This is a genomic window from Streptomyces sp. NPDC006610, assembly GCF_040611575.1.
Classification (GTDB): Bacteria; Actinomycetota; Actinomycetes; order Streptomycetales; family Streptomycetaceae; genus Streptomyces.
Map to the genome: position 1 here is coordinate 118,470 of NZ_JBEXOP010000006.1, position 17,472 is coordinate 135,941.

Genomic DNA, 17,472 nt, shown 5'->3' on the forward strand with positions numbered 1-17,472 from the left:
CGGCGGCGTTCCCGTGCCCGCGGGGCGTCCGGCTCCCCGCGTGCCCCTGCCGCTGCTCCTCTACCGCTCCGTCAGGATGCGAGGGCCCGAGTCCGTGATCGCCACCGTGTGTTCCACGTGGGCCGCCCGGGAGCCGTCGTTCGTACGCAGGGTCCAGCCGTCCGCGGCGGCGTGGTAGTCGTCCGTGCCGCCGCCGATCAGCATCGGCTCGATCGCCAGCACCATGCCGTGCCGCAGCCGCATCCCCCGGCCCGGCCGTCCCTCGTTCGGGACCGGCGGGTCCTCGTGCATGCGGCGGCCCACCCCGTGTCCCCCGAAGTCCTGCGGGATGCCGTAACCGGCGGCGCGGCACACCGTGCCGACGGCGTGCGCGATGTCGCCGATCCGGTTGCCGACGACGGCCGCCTCGATGCCCGCGGTCAGCGCCCGCTCCGCCGTCTCGATCAGCCGTACGTCCGCCGGGCGGGGCCTGCCCACGATGAAGCTGATCGCCGAGTCGCCCGCCCAGCCGTTCAGCTCGGCGCCGCAGTCGATGGAGACCAGGTCGCCGTCGCGCAGCCGGTACGTCGTCGGGATGCCGTGCACGATCGCGTCGTTCACCGAGGCGCAGACGACGGCGGGGAAGGGCGTGGGCGCGAAGGAGGGGCGATAGCCGAGGAAGGGTGACCCGGCGCCGGCCTCGCGCAGCACCTCGTGCGCCACTTCGTTCAGCTCCAGCAGTGACACACCCACGTCCGCGGCCTGCCGTACGGCTGTCAGGGCGCGGCCGACGATCCGGCCGGTCTCGTGCATCGCGTCGAGGGACGTGTCCGTCTTCAGTTCCACCATGCCAATTACTATACCGGTATTAGAATGGCGTCATGGTACGCACCCCACTGACCCCGGAAGAGCGCGAGCGCGGCGAGCGGCTCGGCATGCTGCTGCGCGAGGCCCGCGGCGCCCGCAGCATGGCGGACGTGGCGGCGAGCGCCGGCATCTCCGCCGAGACGCTGCGCAAGATCGAGACCGGCCGGGCCCCGACGCCGGCCTTCTTCACGGTGGCCGCCCTGGCCGGCGCGCTCGGCCTGTCGATGGACGAACTCGCCGGGAGGCTGGCGCCGTTGACGCTCTGAGGCGCATGCGCGCGGTGGAAAACTCCCCGTAGCGAGTTCGTAACACGACTGGTGTTGTCTGACGGACCGGAGTGCTCCGGTCTATCGGGGGTCGGTCGATGGCGGTGGAACAACTCCCGGGCCGGGTACGGGAGTTCGCGAACTATCTGAACGGTCTGCTGACGCGCCTGGATCAGGGCGGCGGATGGTGCGCGGTCTTCTGGCAGCGCGATCCCGACGGCATGACGGCCTGTCTCGAGGGACGCGAGGTGCCGCCGTGGGACGTGGTCGAGGCGCTGCTCCAGGATCTCGCCGCCGCGCACGGGCCCGAGGCCGCGCACCGCGAGCGGGAACACGCCCGGCCGCTGCACGGCGCCGCGCTGGCGGCGTACGACGACCGGCCCGGCGGCCGGGACGCCCTCGCCGACCGGCTCGACGTGATGCTCCGCGAGCAGCGGTACGCCGCCGAGCGCATCGCCGCACTCGGCCGAGCCCTGGCCTCCGCGGCCTCCCGGCAGCAGGCCGACGCCCTCCGTCTCGACCTCGCCTGGGCCCGCGACGACCACGAGCGCGCCACCGCCCGCTGCGCGGAACTGCGGGCCCGGATGGAACGCACGGCCCACCGCCCACCCGGCGCCCCGTCCCCAGGCGGAACCGGCGTGGTCCCGCGTCCGCAGCCCGAGGACACCCCGGCGGTCCAGGAGCCCGCGTCGGCCCCCCAGTGGCCGGTCCCCCGGCAGGCGAGGGCCGGGCACCGGCCCGCCGGTGACGACGGCCGGGCCGGCACCGCCCGCCCGGAGGCAGGCGCCGAGCAGGCCCCCCGCGACGTCCGGGCCGCGGACGGCCGGCCCGGCGACGGCGTCCGGCGGACCCCGTACACCCCGCACACCCGGCCGGCCCTCGGCGACCACGCCGTCCAGCGCCCGTCGCCCCACCGGCAGGCCCCGTCCACGGCCCCCGCCCTCCCGGATCCCGCCCAGGACGCTCCCCGAACCGCCGCGCGGCCCACCCCCGCCCCCGCCGACCCCTCGCCCTCCGTCCCCAAGCAGCGCAAACGCCGCCGCGGCAGTGCGCGCTTCGCCGGAATGGAGGAGGAAGCCGTCGCCCCCTCCGTCGCGCCCCCGGAGGCCGCCGCACCGGCGTCGGCCGCGCCGCGTGCCGCCGAGGGGCGGACGCCGCGCGGGGCCCGGTTCGCCGGCGCCGCCGCCGACGAGGCGGCGGAGGAACGGGCGCGACCGCGGGCCGAGCCCGTCGACGCACAGGCCCGGCGCGAGATCGCCGCCACGGTGGGGGCGCTGCACCGGCTGCGCGCCGAGGGACGCAGTGGCGAGGCGCACGCCCTGCTGGCGGAGACCGCCCACTGGCCCGCCGCCCGCTATCCGCTGCTCGCCGCCGAGATGGAGCGCGCCGGGCTCGGCGCCGACTGGGCGACGCTGCTGTGGGAGGCCGCCTCGCTGCCCGCCGACCGGCTGGTGGAGGCCGCCGACGCGCTGGTCGCCGCGGGCCGGGGCGGGGACGGCGAGCAGATCCTGCGGCAGGGAGTCGTCCGGCCTGCGTACGAGATCGGCGAGACCGTGCGCGCGCTGGCCGCCGAGGGGCGGCTGCGGGAGGTGCGCGCGCTGCTCGACGCATACGTCCGGATGCGCACGCCCGAGGAGGCCGCGCACAGCGCCGAGCACGACCCGGTGACCCTCGTGCCGCTGCTGCTGGAGGCCGCTCGGGGCGTCTCGGCGGAGCGGCACTGGGATCTCGTGCACGCCCTCCGGGTCGCCGGCCTGTCCGCCTGAACGCCCGGCGATCACCCACCGGAGTGTGAAACGCGACCGACCCCGCGGGTTAACGACGATGGTCTTGGCAAGGCCCTTCCCGAGGCATACGTTCATCCCTCTACGGCCCGCCTCTACGGGCGTAGAGGCTCTGACGTCCCGTCGAAGGAGCAGCTCATGGCGAACGTCGTCCGCGCCGCTCTGGTCCAGGCGACCTGGACCGGCGACACCGGGTCCATGGTGGCGAAACACGAGGAGCACGCCCGGGAGGCGGCCCGGCAGGGCGCCCGGGTGATCGGCTTCCAGGAAGTGTTCAACGCCCCCTACTTCTGCCAGGTCCAGGAACCCGAGCACTACCGCTGGGCCGAGCCCGTGCCCGACGGGCCGACCGTGCGTCGCATGCAGGACCTCGCGCGCGAGACCGGCATGGTGATCGTCGTCCCCGTCTTCGAGATCGAGCAGTCCGGCTTCTACTACAACACCGCTGCCGTCATCGACGCCGACGGCAGCTACCTCGGCAAGTACCGCAAGCACCACATCCCGCAGGTCAAGGGGTTCTGGGAGAAGTACTACTTCAAGCCCGGCAACCTCGGCTGGCCGGTCTTCGACACCGCCGTCGGGAAGATCGGCGTCTACATCTGCTACGACCGTCACTTCCCGGAGGGCTGGCGTCAACTGGGCCTGAACGGCGCCCAGCTCGTCTACAACCCGTCCGCCACCCACCGCGGCCTCTCCTCCCACCTGTGGCGCCTGGAGCAGCCGGCCGCGGCCGTCGCCAACGAGTACTTCGTCGCCGCGATCAACCGCGTCGGCGTCGAGGAGTACGGCGACAACGACTTCTACGGCACGAGTTACTTCGTCGACCCGCGCGGACAGTTCGTCGGCGACACCGCGAGCGACAAGGAGGAGGAACTCGTCGTCCGCGACCTCGACCTCGACGTCATCGAGCAGGTGCGGCAGCAGTGGGCCTTCTACCGCGACCGCCGCCCCGACGCCTACGAAGGGCTGGTGCAGCCGTGAGCGACGAACTGCTGGGACGCCACCGGGCCGTGCTGCCGGACTGGCTCGCCCTCTACTACGACAAGCCCCTGGAGATCACCCACGGCGAGGGCCGCCACGTCTGGGACGCCGCCGGCAACAAGTACCTCGACTTCTTCGGCGGCATCCTCACCACCATGACCGCGCACGCCCTGCCCGAGGTCACCAAGGCGGTCGCCGAGCAGGCCGGGCGGATCATCCACTCCTCCACCCTGTACCTCAACCGGCCGATGGTCGAACTGGCCGAGCGCATCGCCCACTTGAGCGGCATCCCGGACGCCCGGGTGTTCTTCACCACCTCCGGCACCGAGGCCAACGACACCGCGCTGCTGCTGGCGACGACGTACCGGCGCAGCAACACGATCCTGGCCATGCGCAACAGCTACCACGGCCGCTCCTTCGGCACCGTCGGCATCACCGGCAACCGCGGCTGGTCCCCGACCTCGCTCACCCCGCTGCAGACCCTGTACGTCCACGGCGGCGTCCGCACCCGCGGCCCCTACGCGGCGCTGGACGACCGGGAGTTCATCGCCGCCTGCGTCGAGGACCTCACCGACCTGCTCGGCCACACCCGTCCGCCCGCCGCGCTGATCGCCGAGCCCGTGCAGGGCGTCGGGGGTTTCACCTCCCCGCCGGACGGCCTGTACGCGGCCTTCCGCGAGGTGCTGCACGAACGCGGCATCCTGTGGATCTCCGACGAGGTGCAGACCGGCTGGGGCCGCACCGGCGAGCACTTCTGGGGCTGGCAGGCGCACGGCCGCAGCGGCCCGCCGGACATCGTCACCTTCGCCAAGGGCATCGGCAACGGCATGTCCATCGGCGGGGTCGTCGCCCGCGCCGAGATCATGAACTGCCTGGACGCCAACAGCATCTCCACCTTCGGCGGCACCCAGGTCACCATGGCGGCCGGCCTGGCCAACCTCGCCTACCTGCTGGAACACGACCTCCAGGGCAACGCCCGGCGGGTCGGCGGCCTGCTCATCGAGCGGCTGCGGGCCGCCGCCGCGCAGGTCCCCGCCGTACGCGAGGTGCGCGGGCGGGGGCTGATGATCGGCATCGAGCTGGCCCGGCCGGGCACCGACGAGGCCGACCCGCAGACCGCCGCGGCCGTGCTGGAGGCGGCCCGCGAGGGCGGGCTGCTCATCGGCAAGGGCGGCGGCCACAACACCAGCGCGCTGCGGATCGCGCCGCCGCTGTCGCTCACCGTCGCGGAGGCCGAGGAGGGCGCCGCGATCCTCGAACGCGCCCTGCTCGGCGTCGCCTGACCCCGCCGTCCGCACCGACCACGCAGGAGGGAAGGCAGCAGCATGAGCAGCCGTACCGTCATCCGCGGCGGTCTCGTCGTCACCGCCTCCGACGAGACGCACGCGGACGTCCTGATCGAGGACGGCCGGATCGCCGCCCTCGCCGCCGCCGGCACCCGGGCCGCCGAGGCCTGGACCGCACAGAACGTCCTCGACGCCACCGGGAAGTACGTCATCCCGGGCGGCGTCGACGTCCACACCCACATGGAGCTGCCGTTCGGCGGCACCTTCGCCTCCGACACCTTCGAGACCGGCACCCGCGCCGCCGCCTGGGGCGGCACCACCACGATCGTGGACTTCGCGGTGCAGAGCGTCGGCCGCTCCCTGCGCGAGGGCCTGGACGCCTGGCACGCCAAGGCGGAGGGCAACTGCGCGATCGACTACGGCTTCCACATGATCGTCTCCGATGTGAACGAGGAGACGCTCAAGGAGATGGACCGGCTGGTGGAGGAGGGCGTCACCTCCTTCAAGCAGTTCATGGCGTACCCCGGCGTCTTCTACTCCGACGACGGCCAGATCCTGCGCGCCATGCAGCGCTCCGCCGAGAACGGCGGGCTGATCATGATGCACGCCGAGAACGGCATCGCCATCGACGTCCTCGTGGAGCAGGCGCTGGCCCGCGGCGAGACCGACCCGCGACACCACGGCGAGGTCCGCAAGGCGCTGCTGGAGGCGGAGGCGACGCACCGCGCGATCCGGCTGGCGCAGGTCGCCGGGGCGCCGCTGTACGTCGTGCACGTCTCGGCGGCGGAGGCGGTCGCGGAGCTGGCCAGGGCCCGCGACGACGGGCTGAACGTGTTCGGGGAGACCTGCCCGCAGTATCTGTTCCTGTCCACCGACAACCTCGCCGAACCGGACTTCGAGGGCGCCAAGTACGTGTGCAGCACGCCCCTTCGGCCCCGTGAGCACCAGGAGCGGCTGTGGCGGGGGCTGCGCACCAACGACCTCCAGGTGGTCTCGACGGACCACTGCCCGTTCTGCTTCGCCGGCCAGAAGGAACTCGGCCGCGGGGACTTCTCGAAGATCCCCAACGGGCTGCCGGGCGTGGAGAACCGGATGGACCTGCTGCACCAGGCCGTGGTCGAGGGGCGCATCTCGCGCCGCCGCTGGATCGAGATCGCCTGCGCCACCCCGGCCCGGATGTTCGGCATGTACCCGAAGAAGGGCACCATCGCCCCGGGCGCCGACGCCGACGTGGTGATCTACGACCCGGGCGCCGAACAGGTCATGTCCGCCGAGACGCACCACATGAACGTCGACTACTCGGCGTACGAGGGCAAACGCGTCACCGGCCGGGTCGAGACCGTGCTCTCGCGCGGCGAACCGGTCATCACCGAGCGGGAGTTCACCGGCCGCGCCGGGCACGGCGTCTACACCCCGCGCTCCACCTGCCAGTACCTCCTCTAGGAGCGGAGCCCATGGACTTCGGACTCGTTCTGCAGACCGACCCGCCGGCCTCGCGGGTCGTCTCCCTGATGCAGCGCGCCGAGCGCAACGGCTTCACCCACGGCTGGACCTTCGACTCGGCGGTGCTGTGGCAGGAGCCCTTTGTGATCTACAGCCAAATCCTCGCCAACACCACGAAGTTGAAGGTCGGCCCGATGGTCACCAACCCGGGCACCCGCACCTGGGAGGTCACCGCCTCCACCTTCGCCACCCTCAACGACATGTTCGGCAACCGCACGATCTGCGGCATCGGGCGCGGCGACTCCGCGATGCGCGTGGCCGGCCGCAGGCCCAACACGCTCGCCCGGATCAGCGAGGCCATGAAGGTGATCCGGGCGCTCGCCGGCGGGGGCGAGGCCGACCTCGGCGGCACCGTGATCAGGTTCCCGTGGATCGGGCCGGACGCCGAACTCCCCGTCTGGATGGCCGCGTACGGGCCCAAGGCGCTGAAGACGACCGGCGAGGAGGCCGACGGGTTCATCCTCCAGCTCGCGGACCCCTACCTCACCGAGTACATGGTGAAGGCGGTCAAGGACGCGGCCGTCGCCGCCGGACGCGACCCCTCGGAGGTGACCGTGTGCGTCGCCGCGCCCGCCTACGTCACCGAGGACGACTCGCCCGAGGCGCTCGCCCACGCGCGCGAGCAGTGCCGCTGGTTCGGCGGCATGGTCGGCAACCACGTCGCCGACCTGGTCGCCAAGTACGGCGAGCACTCCGCCGCCGTACCCGGCGCACTCACCGACTACATCAAGGCCCGCCAGGGCTACGACTACGCCCACCACGGGCGCAGCGGCAACCCGGACACCCGGTTCGTGCCGGACGAGATCGTCGACCGGTTCTGCGTCATCGGCACGGCCGAGGCGCACATCGAGAAGCTGACCAGGCTGCGCGAGCTGGGCGTCGACCAGTTCGCCGTCTACGACATGCACGACGCGCAGGAAGCGGTGATCGACGCCTACGGCGCTCGAGTCATCCCCGCGATCAACGACTGATCGCCCAGGACAAGGCCCCGCACGGCTCTCCCCGCCCCACCCCGTCGATTGGCCTGCCCATGACCGAAACAGTCCCCACGGGGGCGCCGGCCGACCGAACCGCCGCCGCCGCCGACGGCCGGATAGAACTCGCCCCCCAGGCGTTCCCCGCCCACAGCCCCTTCGCCAACGAGGACCTGCGTCCGGTCCCGGTCGCCGAGCGCACCTGGACGACGTACAACTTCGCCGCGCTGTGGATCTCCATGGCCCACTGCATCCCCAGCTGGACCCTCGCCTCCGGCCTGGTCGCGCTCGGCATGGACTGGAAGCAGGCGGTGTTGACCATCGCCCTCGCCAACGTCATCGTGCTGCTGCCGATGCTCGCCACCGGCCACGCCGGACCCAAGTACGGCATCCCCTTCCCCGTGCTGGCGCGCGCCTCGTTCGGGCTGCGCGGCGCCAACGTCCCCGCGCTGATCCGGGCGGCCGTGGCCTGCGGCTGGTTCGGCATCCAGACCTGGATCGGCGGCAGCGGCATCTTCGCCCTCGGGTCGAAACTCACCGGCGGGGAATGGGAGGCCGCCGGACGGATCGCGGGCCACCCGTGGCCGCTGTGGCTGTGCTTCCTGTCGTTCTGGGCCGTCCAGATGGCGATCATCCACCGAGGCATGGACTTCCTGCGGCACTTCGAGAACTGGGCCGCGCCCTTCGTCATCGTCGGCGCGTTCGTGCTGCTGGTCTGGATCGCGGTGAAGGCCGACGGATTCGGCCGGTTGCTGTCGCAGCCCTCCGAACTCGGCTGGGGCGCGGACTTCTGGCCGGTCTTCTTCCCCTCCCTCATGGGGATGATCGGCTTCTGGGCGACGCTGTCCCTCAACATCCCCGACTTCACCCGCTTCGGGGCCAGCCAGCGGGCGCAGACCTGGGGCCAGTCGCTCGGACTGCCCACCACCATGACGCTGTTCGCGATCCTCGCCGTGCTGGTCACCGCCGGCAGTCAGGTGGTGTACGGCGAGGCGATCTGGGACCCGGTCGCGCTCGCCGCCAAGGCCGACAACGCCTTCGGCCTGCTCTTCGCCCTGGTGACCGTCCTGGTCGCCACCGTCTCCGTGAACATCGCGGCCAACGTCGTGTCACCCGCGTACGACCTGGCCAACCTCGCGCCGAAGCTCATCACCTTCCGTACCGGCGCGCTGATCACGGGCGTCGTGGGCATGCTGATCCTCCCCTGGAAGCTGATCTCCACGCCCGAGTTCTACATCTTCACCTGGCTCGGCGTCGTCGGCGGCCTGCTCGGCACGGTCGCGGGCATCCTGATCGCCGACTACTGGATCGTCCGCCGCACCGTGCTCGACCTGGCGGACCTGTACACGCCGGGCGGCCGCTACTGGTACGCCGCGGGCTGGAACTGGCGTGCCCTCGCCGCGTTCGCCGTGGGCGGCGTCCTCGCGGTCGGCGGCTCCTACTCGACCGTCGGCGCGGACGGCACGGCGTCCGGACCGTTCCCGGCCGACGGACTGATCCCGTTCCTCAAGCCGCTCGCCGACTACGGCTGGGCGGTGGGCCTGGCGGCCTCGCTGCTGCTGTACGTCGCCCTGATGCTGCCGCGCGAGCGGAAGGCGGAGCGGGAGCGGACGCCGACGCGCGAACGGCCGGCCGCCGGCTGACGGGCGGGCGCGGCCGACGGAGGGCGGCCGGTGGGCGGCGCCGGCGCGGTACGGCGACCTACTGGCCGCTCTCCAGGGCCGCCACGGCCTCCTTGGCGGCCTTGATGGCCCCCTTGTTGATCTCGTCCGCGCTCGGCGCGTCCTTCGTCTCGAAGTCGGAGCCGTTGTACGTGACGACCACCAGCGCGTTGGCGGCACGCACCAGCACCACGCCCTCGCGCGTCTTCTGCTTGTCCTCGGAGACGAGGTTGACGACGGAGTACGCCTCGTCGCCGACGCCGGGCACGTCGCCGCCGCCGCTCTTCTCCTCGACGCGGGCCCGGAACTGCGCCTCGGCCCGCTCGTCGGAGTCGCCGATCTCGAAGGAGACGTCGAGCCAGCGGTAGTCGTAGCCCTTGAGCGCGTTCCACGAGCAGGTGCGGCGCACGGACTCGTCAGTGGAGGGGATCTCCTTCCCCGAGGTCTTCGCCCCCGGCACCAGCGCGGAGATCGTGCCCTTGGCCAGGCTGGTGCAGGGCGCGGGCGCGGCGGTGTACGTCTTCACGGCCGCCGTCCGCGAGGGCGCGGTGGCGGACGGGCTGCCGCCCCTGCCGGCCGCCTTGTCCTGGGCGGCCGGGGCGGAGGTCTGCGGGCCGGAGCTGAGCGCCCAGCCCGCGCAGGCGAGCACGGCGACCGGGGTCAGCCGGGTGATGAGAGCGAGCGGCAGGGGAAGAGAACGCACGACGCACTTCTCGTGGGGACGGTGCGGAAGGAGTCCGCACTGCGGACGGGACGCCAGTTTCACACGAGTCCCGGTGGGGGGAAAGGGCCAACTCGCTCCGTGCCCGGGCGGTGACTGTGGCCCATCGTCGATGGGCTGAATGCGGTGTTATGTCCGGTCAGGCGGTGGGGCCGTCGTCCGCACGGAAGCCGGCTTCCGTCTCGGCTCCCAGCAGTTCCCGGAACGCCTCGCTCCCGGCCGGCGTCACCTTCACCGCGCGTCCGGAGCCGATCCGCCGTACCCAGCCCCGCTCCAGCGCCGTCGCGCACAGCGCGGCTCCCAGGGCGCCGGCGAGGTGGGGGCGGCGTTCCGTCCGGTCCAGGCAGCCGCGGACCAAGGGGCGCCGTGCGTCCGCCGGGTGCCGGTGGCCGAGGGCGTCGGCGAGCCAGGCCCGGCCCGCCGGGGTGACGGCGAGCCCGGAGTCGTCGGCGACCAGGCCCCGGGCGAGCAGCGCGTCGGCCAGGGTCACGGCCAGCCGCCCCGCCAGGTGGTCGTAGCAGGTGCGGGCCATCGCTTCGGCGCCGAGCCGTGCCGACTCGCGCAGGCCTCCCGGGCGTGCGGCGTCGGGGGCGAAGGAGGCGACGGCCTCGACCAGGGCCGCCGCTTCGGGGCCGGCCAGCCGGACGTAGCGGTGCCGGCCCTGGCGCTCCTCGGCCAGCAGCCCGCCCGCGACGAGGCGGGAGAGGTGCTCGCTGGCGGTGGACGGCCGGACCCCGGCGTGCCGGGCCAGCTCGCCCCCGGTCCACGCGCGGCCGTCGAGGAGGGCCTGGCAGAAGGCGGCGCGGGTGCGGTCGGCGAGCAGACCGGCGGTCTCGGCGAGCGGGGACATGCGGTCATCATCCCGCCCGGACGGTTCGGCCCGCGTCGAACCGTCCCGGCTCTGGCGTCGGGACCGTGACGCACCCGCGCCCTCCCGCCGCACCCCTCGCAACCCCCTTCGGCCGCCCGCACCACCGGTCGGCCCCGCTGCTGCCCAGCCGCGTCTCGCCCGCTGGAAACAGGCGGGTGCCGACGGGGTGCTCGTGCCGGGGCTGTCGGACCCGGCCGCGATCGCCGCGCCGACCCGGACCCTCACCGTGCCGCTGAACGTCCTCCACACCCCGGACGGACCCGCCCTCGCGCAGCTCGCCGCGCCGTGCGCGCGCCGGGTCGGCCTCGGCCCGCTGCTCCACCGCACGGCCCCGGTGGCGGCGGTGGCCACCGCGAGGGCCGTCCGGGGCGGGGAATCGGCGGAGCCGCCCGCCGCCACGCATGCCGAGGTCCAGCGGCCGGCGACGGGCGACCGGCGGCGTTCATGGTGATTCCACCCGGAGTGCACCGGCCGGGAGGGGAATGTCAGTGGCCCGTGGTCTCATGGAGGCATGATCGAAGACAGTGAAACCATCGACGGGTTTCTCGCCCGGCATGCCGGCGACGTGGAGGAGGCGGTCCGCAAGGCGGCCGCCGCCGAGATCATGCCGCGGTTCCGGCGGCTGGCCGCGCACGAGATCGACGAGAAGAGCGGGCCGCACGACCTGGTCACGGACGCCGACCGCAACGCCGAGCGGCACCTGACCGAGGCGCTGTGCCGGCTGCTGCCCGGCTCCGTGGTCGTCGGCGAGGAAGCGGTGCACGCCAACCCCCTGTCGTACGAGGCGATACGGGGCGCTGCCCCGGTCTGGATCGTCGACCCCGTCGACGGCACCCGGCAGTTCGTGCACGGCGACGACGGATTCTGCACCCTGGTCGCACTGGCGTGGCGCGGCACGGTCCTCGCGTCCTGGACCTACGCCGCCGCCCGCGACCAACTCGCCACCGCCGTCAGAGGACAGGGCGCCTTCCTCGACGGGCAGCGCCTGTACGCCGGGCCCGCCCGGCCCGCTCGGGAGCTGAGGGTCGCCGTCTCGCACCCCGACTACACGACCGACGAGCAAAAGCGCGCCCTGCTCGGGCTGTGGACCCCCGGCGTCGCGCCGCGCTCCTGCGGCTCGGCCGGCCTGGAGTATCTCGCCGTAGCCCGCGGCGAGTCCGATGCCACCGCCTTCTCCTGGGAGGCGGCGTGGGACCACGCGGCCGGGCTGCTGCTGGTCGAGGAGGCGGGCGGCACCCATCTCACGCTCACCGGCGAGCCGTTCCGCATCACCGGGGGCAACGCCCTGCCGTTCACGGCCGCGAGGGACGCGGCGACCGCGCGCCGGGTGGCCGGGCTGCTGGGCGCGACGCAGTGACCCGGAGCGTCGGTGCTCCGGCATATCCTGGCTCAGTGGCCATCGGCTGACGAAGGGGTCCGAAGGTGCCGTCGATGCTCGATGCGGTCGTGGTGGGGGCGGGGCCCAACGGGCTGACCGCCGCCGTGGAGCTGGCCCGGCGCGGCTTCTCCGTGGCCGTCTTCGAGGCCCGTGAGACGGTCGGCGGGGGAGCCCGCACCGAGGAACTGACCCTGCCCGGCTTCCACCACGACCCGTGCGCAGCGGCCCACCCGCTCGGCGTCAACTCCCCGGCGTTCCGCGCCCTCCCGCTGGAGCGCCACGGCCTGGAGTGGCTGCACCCCGAGCTTCCCATGGCGCACCCCTTCCTCGACGGCACCGCGGCGGTCCTCGCCCGCTCGGTCGGCGAGACGGCCGCCTCCTTCGGCCCCCGCGACGCGGGCGCGTACCGGCGGCTGGTCGAACCCTTCCTGCCCAAGTGGGACACGCTGGTACGGGACTTCATGTCCCTGCCCCTGACCGCGCTGCCCCGCGACCCGGTCACCCTGGCCCGGTTCGGCCTCGCCGGGCTGCCCCCGTCCACCTGGCTGACCCGCCGCTTCCGCGACGAACCGGCCAAGACCCTCTTCGCCGGCCTGGTCGCCCACGTCATGGCCCCTCTCAGCGGTTTCGCCACCGGCGCGATCGGCCTGGTCTTCGCCCTCGCCGCGCACGCCCGCGGCTGGCCGGTGGCCCGCGGCGGCTCCCAGGCCGTCTCGGACGCCCTCGTCGGGCTGCTCCAGGAGTTCGGCGGCACGATCCACACCGACTACGAGGTCAAACGCCTCGACGACCTGCCGCCCGCGCGCGCCTACGTCTTCGACACCTCGCCCACCGCCCTCGCCCGCATCGCCGGCCTCGGCAGCCACTACGCCGGGTACCGCTACGGCCCCGGCGTCTTCAAGATCGACTACGCGCTGGACGGCCCCGTGCCGTGGACCGCCGAGCAGGCACGCCGGGCCGGCACCGTGCAGATCGGCGCCGACAGCAAGGAGATCGGCGCCGCGCTGCGCGCCGCCTCCCGCGAGGGCCGCGCCCCCGACCCGCCGTTCCTGATCACCGTGCAGCCCAGCGTCGTGGACCCCGGCCGCGCCCCGGCGGGCAAGCACGTCTTCTGGGCGTACGGCCACGTCCCCAGCGGCTGGACCGGCGACCTCACCGACGCCGTCGAACGCCAGCTGGAGCGCTTCGCCCCCGGCTTCCGCGACCGTGTCCTCGCCCGCGCCACGGCGGGCCCGCCCGAGATGGCCGCCCGCAACGCCAACTACGTCGGCGGCGACATCGGCACGGGCGCGGTCTCCGGGCTCCAGACCGTCCTGCGCCCCAAACTGTCCCTGTTCCCGTACGCCACCCCGCACCCCGCCGTCTTCATCTGCTCCTCGGCCGCCCCGCCCGGCCCCGGAGTCCACGGCATGTCGGGTCACAACGCGGCCAAGGCCGTATGGCGGAGGCTGCGTCAGACATGACCGCGATCACCCTCGTCCAGGGCGACATCACCCGGCAGCGCGTCGACGCGATCGTCAACGCCGCGAACTCCTCCCTGCTCGGCGGCGGAGGCGTCGACGGCGCGATCCACCGGCGCGGCGGCCCGGCCATCCTCGAGGAATGCCGCCGGCTGCGCGCCTCGCGGTACGGCAAGGGCCTGCCCACCGGCCGCGCGGTCGCCACCACCGCCGGGGAACTGGACGCCCGCTGGGTGATCCACACGGTCGGTCCCGTGTACAGCCGGGAGGAGGACCGCTCCGCGCTGCTGGCCTCCTGCTACCGCGAGTCGCTGCGCGTCGCCGACGAGCTGGGCGCCCGTACGGTCGCCTTCCCCGCCGTCTCCGCCGGGATCTACGGCTGGCCGATGGACGACGCCGCGCGGATCGCCGTGGAGACCGTCCGGGCCGCGGGGACGGCCGTCGAGGAGGTCCGGTTCGTGCTCTTCGACGAGCGGGCGTACGCGGCGTTCGCGGCGAGGGCCGGCGTGCGCGAGTAGCAGGCCCGGCCTGCTCGTCGGGTCCTCCCCGCGCGCCCCACTGGCGAACCTCCCGGCCGCGAGTTCCGACGCCGCGCCCACCCCTCCCGTCCCGGACGGCGTACTGCGCACCCCCGCCCTCGGACGCATGACCGAACAGGTCCCTCGAACGGGCACGTGTCGGACACGGCACGGGGGAAACCCGGTGCACGGCGCACCAGCGGTGGGCGCCGACGTGGAAAGGGGCAGCAGCCATGCGTTTCCGTGACCGGGCCCATGCCGGCCGTGAACTGGCCGAGCACCTGCGCATCCTGCAGGAGAAGGGGACGCTGCCGGACCCGGTGGTGCTCGCCCTGCCCCGGGGCGGTGTCACGGTGGCCCGCGAGGTCGCCCGCGCGCTCGGCGCCCCGCTCGACGTGCTGGTCGTCCGCAAGATCGGCGCGCCCCTCCACGAGGAGTACGGCGTCGGCGCCATCGCGGGCGACGGGCCGCCGCTGTTCGACGCCCGCGCCCTGGCGCAGCTCGGCCTGGACGAGGAGGAACTCGCCCCGGTGGTGGAGCGCGAGCGCACCGAACTGCACCGCCGGGAACACCGCTACCGCGAGGACCGACCAGCGCCCGACCTGCGCGGACGCACCGCGATCCTGGTCGACGACGGGCTGGCCACCGGCGCCACCGCGCGCGCCGCCGTGCGGGCCGTGCGCCGTCAGGAACCGGAGCGGGTCGTCGTCGCCGCGCCGGTCTGCTCGCACGAGGCGTCCGACCTGCTGCGCGCCGAGGCGGACGACGTGGTGTGCCTGTCCCGGCCGAGCCCGTTCCACGCGGTGGGCCTCTGGTACGACGACTTCGACCAGGTGACCGACGAAGAAGTGCTGGACGCCCTGCACGGCGGCTGACCTTCCCAGCTCCAGGAGATTTCATGACCAGGCATGTACGTGACGTGATGTCGCCCGGCGCGGCCACGGTGGAGCCGATGACCTCCGTCGCGCGGGCCGCCCGCATCATGCGGGAGCGGGACATCGGCGACGTCCTGGTGGCGTACGACTGCGACCTGTTCGGCGTCCTCACCGACCGCGACATCGCGGTACGGGCCGTCGCCGAGGGCCGCGACCCGAACACCACCAGGGTCGGCTCCCTGTGCACCCGCCCGCCCGTGGCCACCCTCGGCCCCGAGGACACCACCGACTACGCCGTTCAGCTCATGCGCCGGCACGCGGTGCGCAGACTGCCCGTCGTGGAGCGGGGCGGCTGCCCGGTCGGCATGGTCAGCCTCGGCGACCTCGCCGCCATCGAGACCCCGAACTCCGCCCTGGCCGACATCAGCCGGGCCGTCCCGAACCACTGAAGCGGCACGGCGCCCGTCGAGGGGAGACACGGACCGTGGTCCAGCGCACCGGAACCGAGCCGCGCACCGCACGCAGCGCGCTGCGTCTGCGCGCCCTGCTGACCGGCGTCTTCCTGCCCGTTTTCGTCGCGGCGGCCGTGCTGTTCGGCCTCTGGGCCGCCGACTCCTCCGCCGGCGACACCCCGGGCTCCGGCGTGCTCACCGGCCTCGCCGTCGCCTGCGGCGCCCTCGCCGTGGTGGCGGCCGTCGACGCGCTCGTCGTACGCCGCCGGATGCGGCAGGAGCGGGCGGAGCGGGGCCCCGGCGGCGGTCGCTGAGATCGGCGTTATGGCGATCAGTGTGGCGGGGGCCGGCGCGGAGCGGAAGAATTCCCGTGCACCGTGCGCCGGCCCCGGCGCACCGCGCACCCCGGTCTTCACCGCACCGGACGTCACACCGGAAGGGACCTTCGCATGGCCGAGCAGGTCGAGCTGGACGAGCGCTTCGACGTCGTGGTCCTGGGCGCGGGCCCGGGCGGCTATGTCGCCGCCATCCGCGCCGCCCAGCTGGGCAAACGCGTCGCCGTCGTCGAGGAGAAGTACTGGGGCGGCGTCTGTCTGAACGTCGGCTGCATCCCCACCAAGGCCCTGCTGCGCAACGCCGAGCTGGCGCACATCGTCACCCGCGAGGCCAAGACCTTCGGCATCAAGGTGGACGGGCAGATCTCCTTCGACTACGGCGAGGCCTTCCGGCGCAGCCGCAAGGTCGCCGACGGCCGGGTCAAGGGCGTCCACTACCTGATGAAGAAGAACGGGATCACGGAGTACGACGGCCGCGGCGCCTTCCTCGACCCGCACACCCTCCAGGTCACCGGCTACGACGGCGAGACGCGCACCATCGGCTTCGAGCACTGCGTCATCGCCACCGGCGCCACCCCGAAGCTGCTGCCCGGCACCAAGCGCAGCGCGCGCGTGGTGACCTACGAGGAGCAGATCCTGGCCGATGACCTGCCGCAGTCGATCGTCATCGCGGGCGCGGGCGCGATCGGCATCGAGTTCGCCTACGTGCTGCACAACTACGGCGTCAAGGTCACGATCGTCGAGTTCCTGGACCGGATGGCCCCGCTGGAGGACGCCGAGGTCTCGGCCGAACTGGCCAAGCAGTACCGGCGTCTCGGCATCGACGTGCTCACTTCCACCCGGGTCGAGTCGATCGACGAGTCGGGGCCACGGGTGCGGGTCACGGTCACCGGCAAGGACGGCTCGCAGCAGGTGCTGGAGGCCGACAAGGTGCTCCAGGCGATCGGGTTCGCACCGAACGTCACCGGCTACGGCCTGGAGAACACCGGCGTCCGCGTCACCGAGCGCGGCGCGATCGACGTCGACGGCCGCTGCCGCACCTCCGTGCCGCACATCTACGCCATCGGCGACGTCACCGCCAAGCTGATGCTCGCCCACGCCGCCGAGGCGATGGGCGTGGTCGCCGCCGAAACCCTCGCGGACGCCGAGACCATGGAGCTCGACTACGCGATGATCCCGCGCGCCACGTACTGCCGGCCGCAGATCGCGAGCTTCGGCTACACCGAGGCCCAGGCCCGCGAGCGGGGCCACGACGTGAAGGTCGTGAAGTTCCCGTTCACCGCCAACGGCAAGGCGCACGGTCTCGGCGACGCCACCGGGTTCGTGAAGCTGATCAGCGACACCCGGTACGGCGAGCTGCTCGGCGGCCACCTCATCGGTCCCGACGTCACCGAGCTGCTGCCCGAGCTGACGCTCGCCCAGCAGTGGGACCTCACCGTCCACGAGGTCGCCCGCAACGTCCACGCCCACCCGACGCTGGGCGAGGCCGTCAAGGAAGCGGTGCACGGGCTGGCCGGTCACATGATCAATATGTGAGCGCCCGGCAACGGAAGCGGCTGAG

18 protein-coding genes are annotated in these 17,472 nt (G+C 73.4%); 15 read left to right on the top strand and 3 right to left on the bottom strand.

Annotated features, from left to right (window positions below; all coding sequences use genetic code 11):
• Window positions 1-60: 60 nt before the first annotated feature.
• Window positions 61-828, bottom strand: coding sequence for a type I methionyl aminopeptidase (gene map / locus ABZY13_RS07190; RefSeq protein ID WP_356627871.1), 768 nt, complete (start codon window positions 826-828; stop codon window positions 61-63).
• Between the two features lie 32 nt (window positions 829-860).
• Here map and ABZY13_RS07195 point away from each other — a divergent pair, with 32 nt between their 5' ends.
• The 7 genes from ABZY13_RS07195 (at window position 861) to ABZY13_RS07225 (ending at window position 9,283) form a co-directional block, all read left to right on the top strand.
• The gene (locus ABZY13_RS07195) at window positions 861-1,112 is read left to right on the top strand and encodes a helix-turn-helix transcriptional regulator (RefSeq protein ID WP_356627872.1); all 252 of its coding nucleotides are present in this window, start codon (window positions 861-863) and stop codon (window positions 1,110-1,112) included.
• A gap of 98 nt (window positions 1,113-1,210) precedes the next feature.
• Window positions 1,211-2,878 carry a hypothetical protein gene (locus tag ABZY13_RS07200; protein WP_356627873.1) on the top strand — a complete coding sequence of 556 codons (1,668 nt, stop codon included), beginning with the start codon at window positions 1,211-1,213 and terminating at the stop codon, window positions 2,876-2,878.
• Window positions 2,879-3,034: 156 nt separating this feature from the next.
• Window positions 3,035-3,877, top strand: coding sequence for a nitrilase-related carbon-nitrogen hydrolase (locus ABZY13_RS07205; protein ID WP_356627874.1), 843 nt, complete (start codon window positions 3,035-3,037; stop codon window positions 3,875-3,877).
• On the top strand, window positions 3,874-5,160 hold the full coding sequence (locus ABZY13_RS07210; RefSeq protein WP_356627875.1) for an aspartate aminotransferase family protein: 1,287 nt from the start codon (window positions 3,874-3,876) through the stop codon (window positions 5,158-5,160). The genes ABZY13_RS07205 and ABZY13_RS07210 overlap by 4 nt, the downstream gene beginning before the upstream one ends.
• A gap of 42 nt (window positions 5,161-5,202) precedes the next feature.
• Window positions 5,203-6,606: a dihydropyrimidinase gene (gene hydA / locus ABZY13_RS07215; RefSeq protein WP_356627876.1), complete on the top strand. Its 1,404-nt coding sequence runs from the start codon at window positions 5,203-5,205 to the stop codon at window positions 6,604-6,606.
• An 11-nt stretch (window positions 6,607-6,617) separates the two neighbouring features.
• Window positions 6,618-7,637, top strand: a complete 1,020-nt coding sequence (locus ABZY13_RS07220; RefSeq protein ID WP_356627877.1) for a TIGR03842 family LLM class F420-dependent oxidoreductase — start codon at window positions 6,618-6,620, stop codon at window positions 7,635-7,637.
• A 59-nt stretch (window positions 7,638-7,696) separates the two neighbouring features.
• On the top strand, window positions 7,697-9,283 hold the full coding sequence (locus tag ABZY13_RS07225; protein WP_356627878.1) for an NCS1 family nucleobase:cation symporter-1: 1,587 nt from the start codon (window positions 7,697-7,699) through the stop codon (window positions 9,281-9,283).
• Window positions 9,284-9,341: 58 nt separating this feature from the next.
• Here the strand turns inward: ABZY13_RS07225 and ABZY13_RS07230 are convergent, their stop codons facing one another.
• On the bottom strand, window positions 9,342-10,004 hold the full coding sequence (locus tag ABZY13_RS07230; RefSeq protein ID WP_356627879.1) for a hypothetical protein: 663 nt from the start codon (window positions 10,002-10,004) through the stop codon (window positions 9,342-9,344).
• A 157-nt stretch (window positions 10,005-10,161) separates the two neighbouring features.
• Window positions 10,162-10,872, bottom strand: a complete 711-nt coding sequence (locus tag ABZY13_RS07235) for a winged helix-turn-helix domain-containing protein (RefSeq protein WP_356627880.1) — start codon at window positions 10,870-10,872, stop codon at window positions 10,162-10,164.
• A gap of 193 nt (window positions 10,873-11,065) precedes the next feature.
• On the opposite strand from ABZY13_RS07235, the gene ABZY13_RS07240 reads away from it, so the two are divergent.
• The 8 genes from ABZY13_RS07240 (at window position 11,066) to lpdA (ending at window position 17,447) form a co-directional block, all read left to right on the top strand.
• Complete coding sequence (locus ABZY13_RS07240; protein WP_356627881.1) at window positions 11,066-11,344, top strand: hypothetical protein; 279 nt, start codon at window positions 11,066-11,068, stop codon at window positions 11,342-11,344.
• Between the two features lie 60 nt (window positions 11,345-11,404).
• The gene (locus ABZY13_RS07245; protein WP_356627882.1) at window positions 11,405-12,250 is read left to right on the top strand and encodes an inositol monophosphatase family protein; all 846 of its coding nucleotides are present in this window, start codon (window positions 11,405-11,407) and stop codon (window positions 12,248-12,250) included.
• A 74-nt stretch (window positions 12,251-12,324) separates the two neighbouring features.
• On the top strand, window positions 12,325-13,734 hold the full coding sequence (locus ABZY13_RS07250; protein WP_356627883.1) for an NAD(P)/FAD-dependent oxidoreductase: 1,410 nt from the start codon (window positions 12,325-12,327) through the stop codon (window positions 13,732-13,734).
• Window positions 13,731-14,249: an O-acetyl-ADP-ribose deacetylase gene (locus ABZY13_RS07255; RefSeq protein WP_356627884.1), complete on the top strand. Its 519-nt coding sequence runs from the start codon at window positions 13,731-13,733 to the stop codon at window positions 14,247-14,249. Before ABZY13_RS07250 ends, ABZY13_RS07255 begins: the two co-directional genes overlap by 4 nt.
• A 233-nt stretch (window positions 14,250-14,482) precedes the next feature.
• Window positions 14,483-15,124 carry a phosphoribosyltransferase gene (locus ABZY13_RS07260; protein WP_356627885.1) on the top strand — a complete coding sequence of 214 codons (642 nt, stop codon included), beginning with the start codon at window positions 14,483-14,485 and terminating at the stop codon, window positions 15,122-15,124.
• A 23-nt stretch (window positions 15,125-15,147) separates the two neighbouring features.
• A complete protein-coding gene (locus tag ABZY13_RS07265; protein ID WP_356627886.1) occupies window positions 15,148-15,573 on the top strand; it encodes a CBS domain-containing protein in 426 nt (141 codons plus the stop codon).
• Between the two features lie 35 nt (window positions 15,574-15,608).
• Window positions 15,609-15,890: a DUF6343 family protein gene (locus tag ABZY13_RS07270; RefSeq protein ID WP_356627887.1), complete on the top strand. Its 282-nt coding sequence runs from the start codon at window positions 15,609-15,611 to the stop codon at window positions 15,888-15,890.
• Between the two features lie 135 nt (window positions 15,891-16,025).
• The gene (lpdA, locus tag ABZY13_RS07275; protein ID WP_356627888.1) at window positions 16,026-17,447 is read left to right on the top strand and encodes a dihydrolipoyl dehydrogenase; all 1,422 of its coding nucleotides are present in this window, start codon (window positions 16,026-16,028) and stop codon (window positions 17,445-17,447) included.
• Window positions 17,448-17,472 lie beyond the last annotated feature (25 nt).

Coding starts and splice junctions, on each gene's coding strand:
- ABZY13_RS07205 (WP_356627874.1), top strand. CDS start 3,035: ATGGCGAACGTCGTCCGCGCCGCTCTGGTCCAGGCGACCTGGACCGGC.
- ABZY13_RS07220 (WP_356627877.1), top strand. CDS start 6,618: ATGGACTTCGGACTCGTTCTGCAGACCGACCCGCCGGCCTCGCGGGTC.
- hydA (WP_356627876.1), top strand. CDS start 5,203: ATGAGCAGCCGTACCGTCATCCGCGGCGGTCTCGTCGTCACCGCCTCC.
- ABZY13_RS07265 (WP_356627886.1), top strand. CDS start 15,148: ATGACCAGGCATGTACGTGACGTGATGTCGCCCGGCGCGGCCACGGTG.
- ABZY13_RS07195 (WP_356627872.1), top strand. CDS start 861: ATGGTACGCACCCCACTGACCCCGGAAGAGCGCGAGCGCGGCGAGCGG.
- map (WP_356627871.1), bottom strand. CDS start 828: ATGGTGGAACTGAAGACGGACACGTCCCTCGACGCGATGCACGAGACC.
- ABZY13_RS07225 (WP_356627878.1), top strand. CDS start 7,697: ATGACCGAAACAGTCCCCACGGGGGCGCCGGCCGACCGAACCGCCGCC.
- ABZY13_RS07235 (WP_356627880.1), bottom strand. CDS start 10,872: ATGTCCCCGCTCGCCGAGACCGCCGGTCTGCTCGCCGACCGCACCCGC.
- lpdA (WP_356627888.1), top strand. CDS start 16,026: ATGGCCGAGCAGGTCGAGCTGGACGAGCGCTTCGACGTCGTGGTCCTG.
- ABZY13_RS07200 (WP_356627873.1), top strand. CDS start 1,211: ATGGCGGTGGAACAACTCCCGGGCCGGGTACGGGAGTTCGCGAACTAT.
- ABZY13_RS07255 (WP_356627884.1), top strand. CDS start 13,731: ATGACCGCGATCACCCTCGTCCAGGGCGACATCACCCGGCAGCGCGTC.
- ABZY13_RS07260 (WP_356627885.1), top strand. CDS start 14,483: ATGCGTTTCCGTGACCGGGCCCATGCCGGCCGTGAACTGGCCGAGCAC.
- ABZY13_RS07245 (WP_356627882.1), top strand. CDS start 11,405: ATGATCGAAGACAGTGAAACCATCGACGGGTTTCTCGCCCGGCATGCC.
- ABZY13_RS07250 (WP_356627883.1), top strand. CDS start 12,325: ATGCTCGATGCGGTCGTGGTGGGGGCGGGGCCCAACGGGCTGACCGCC.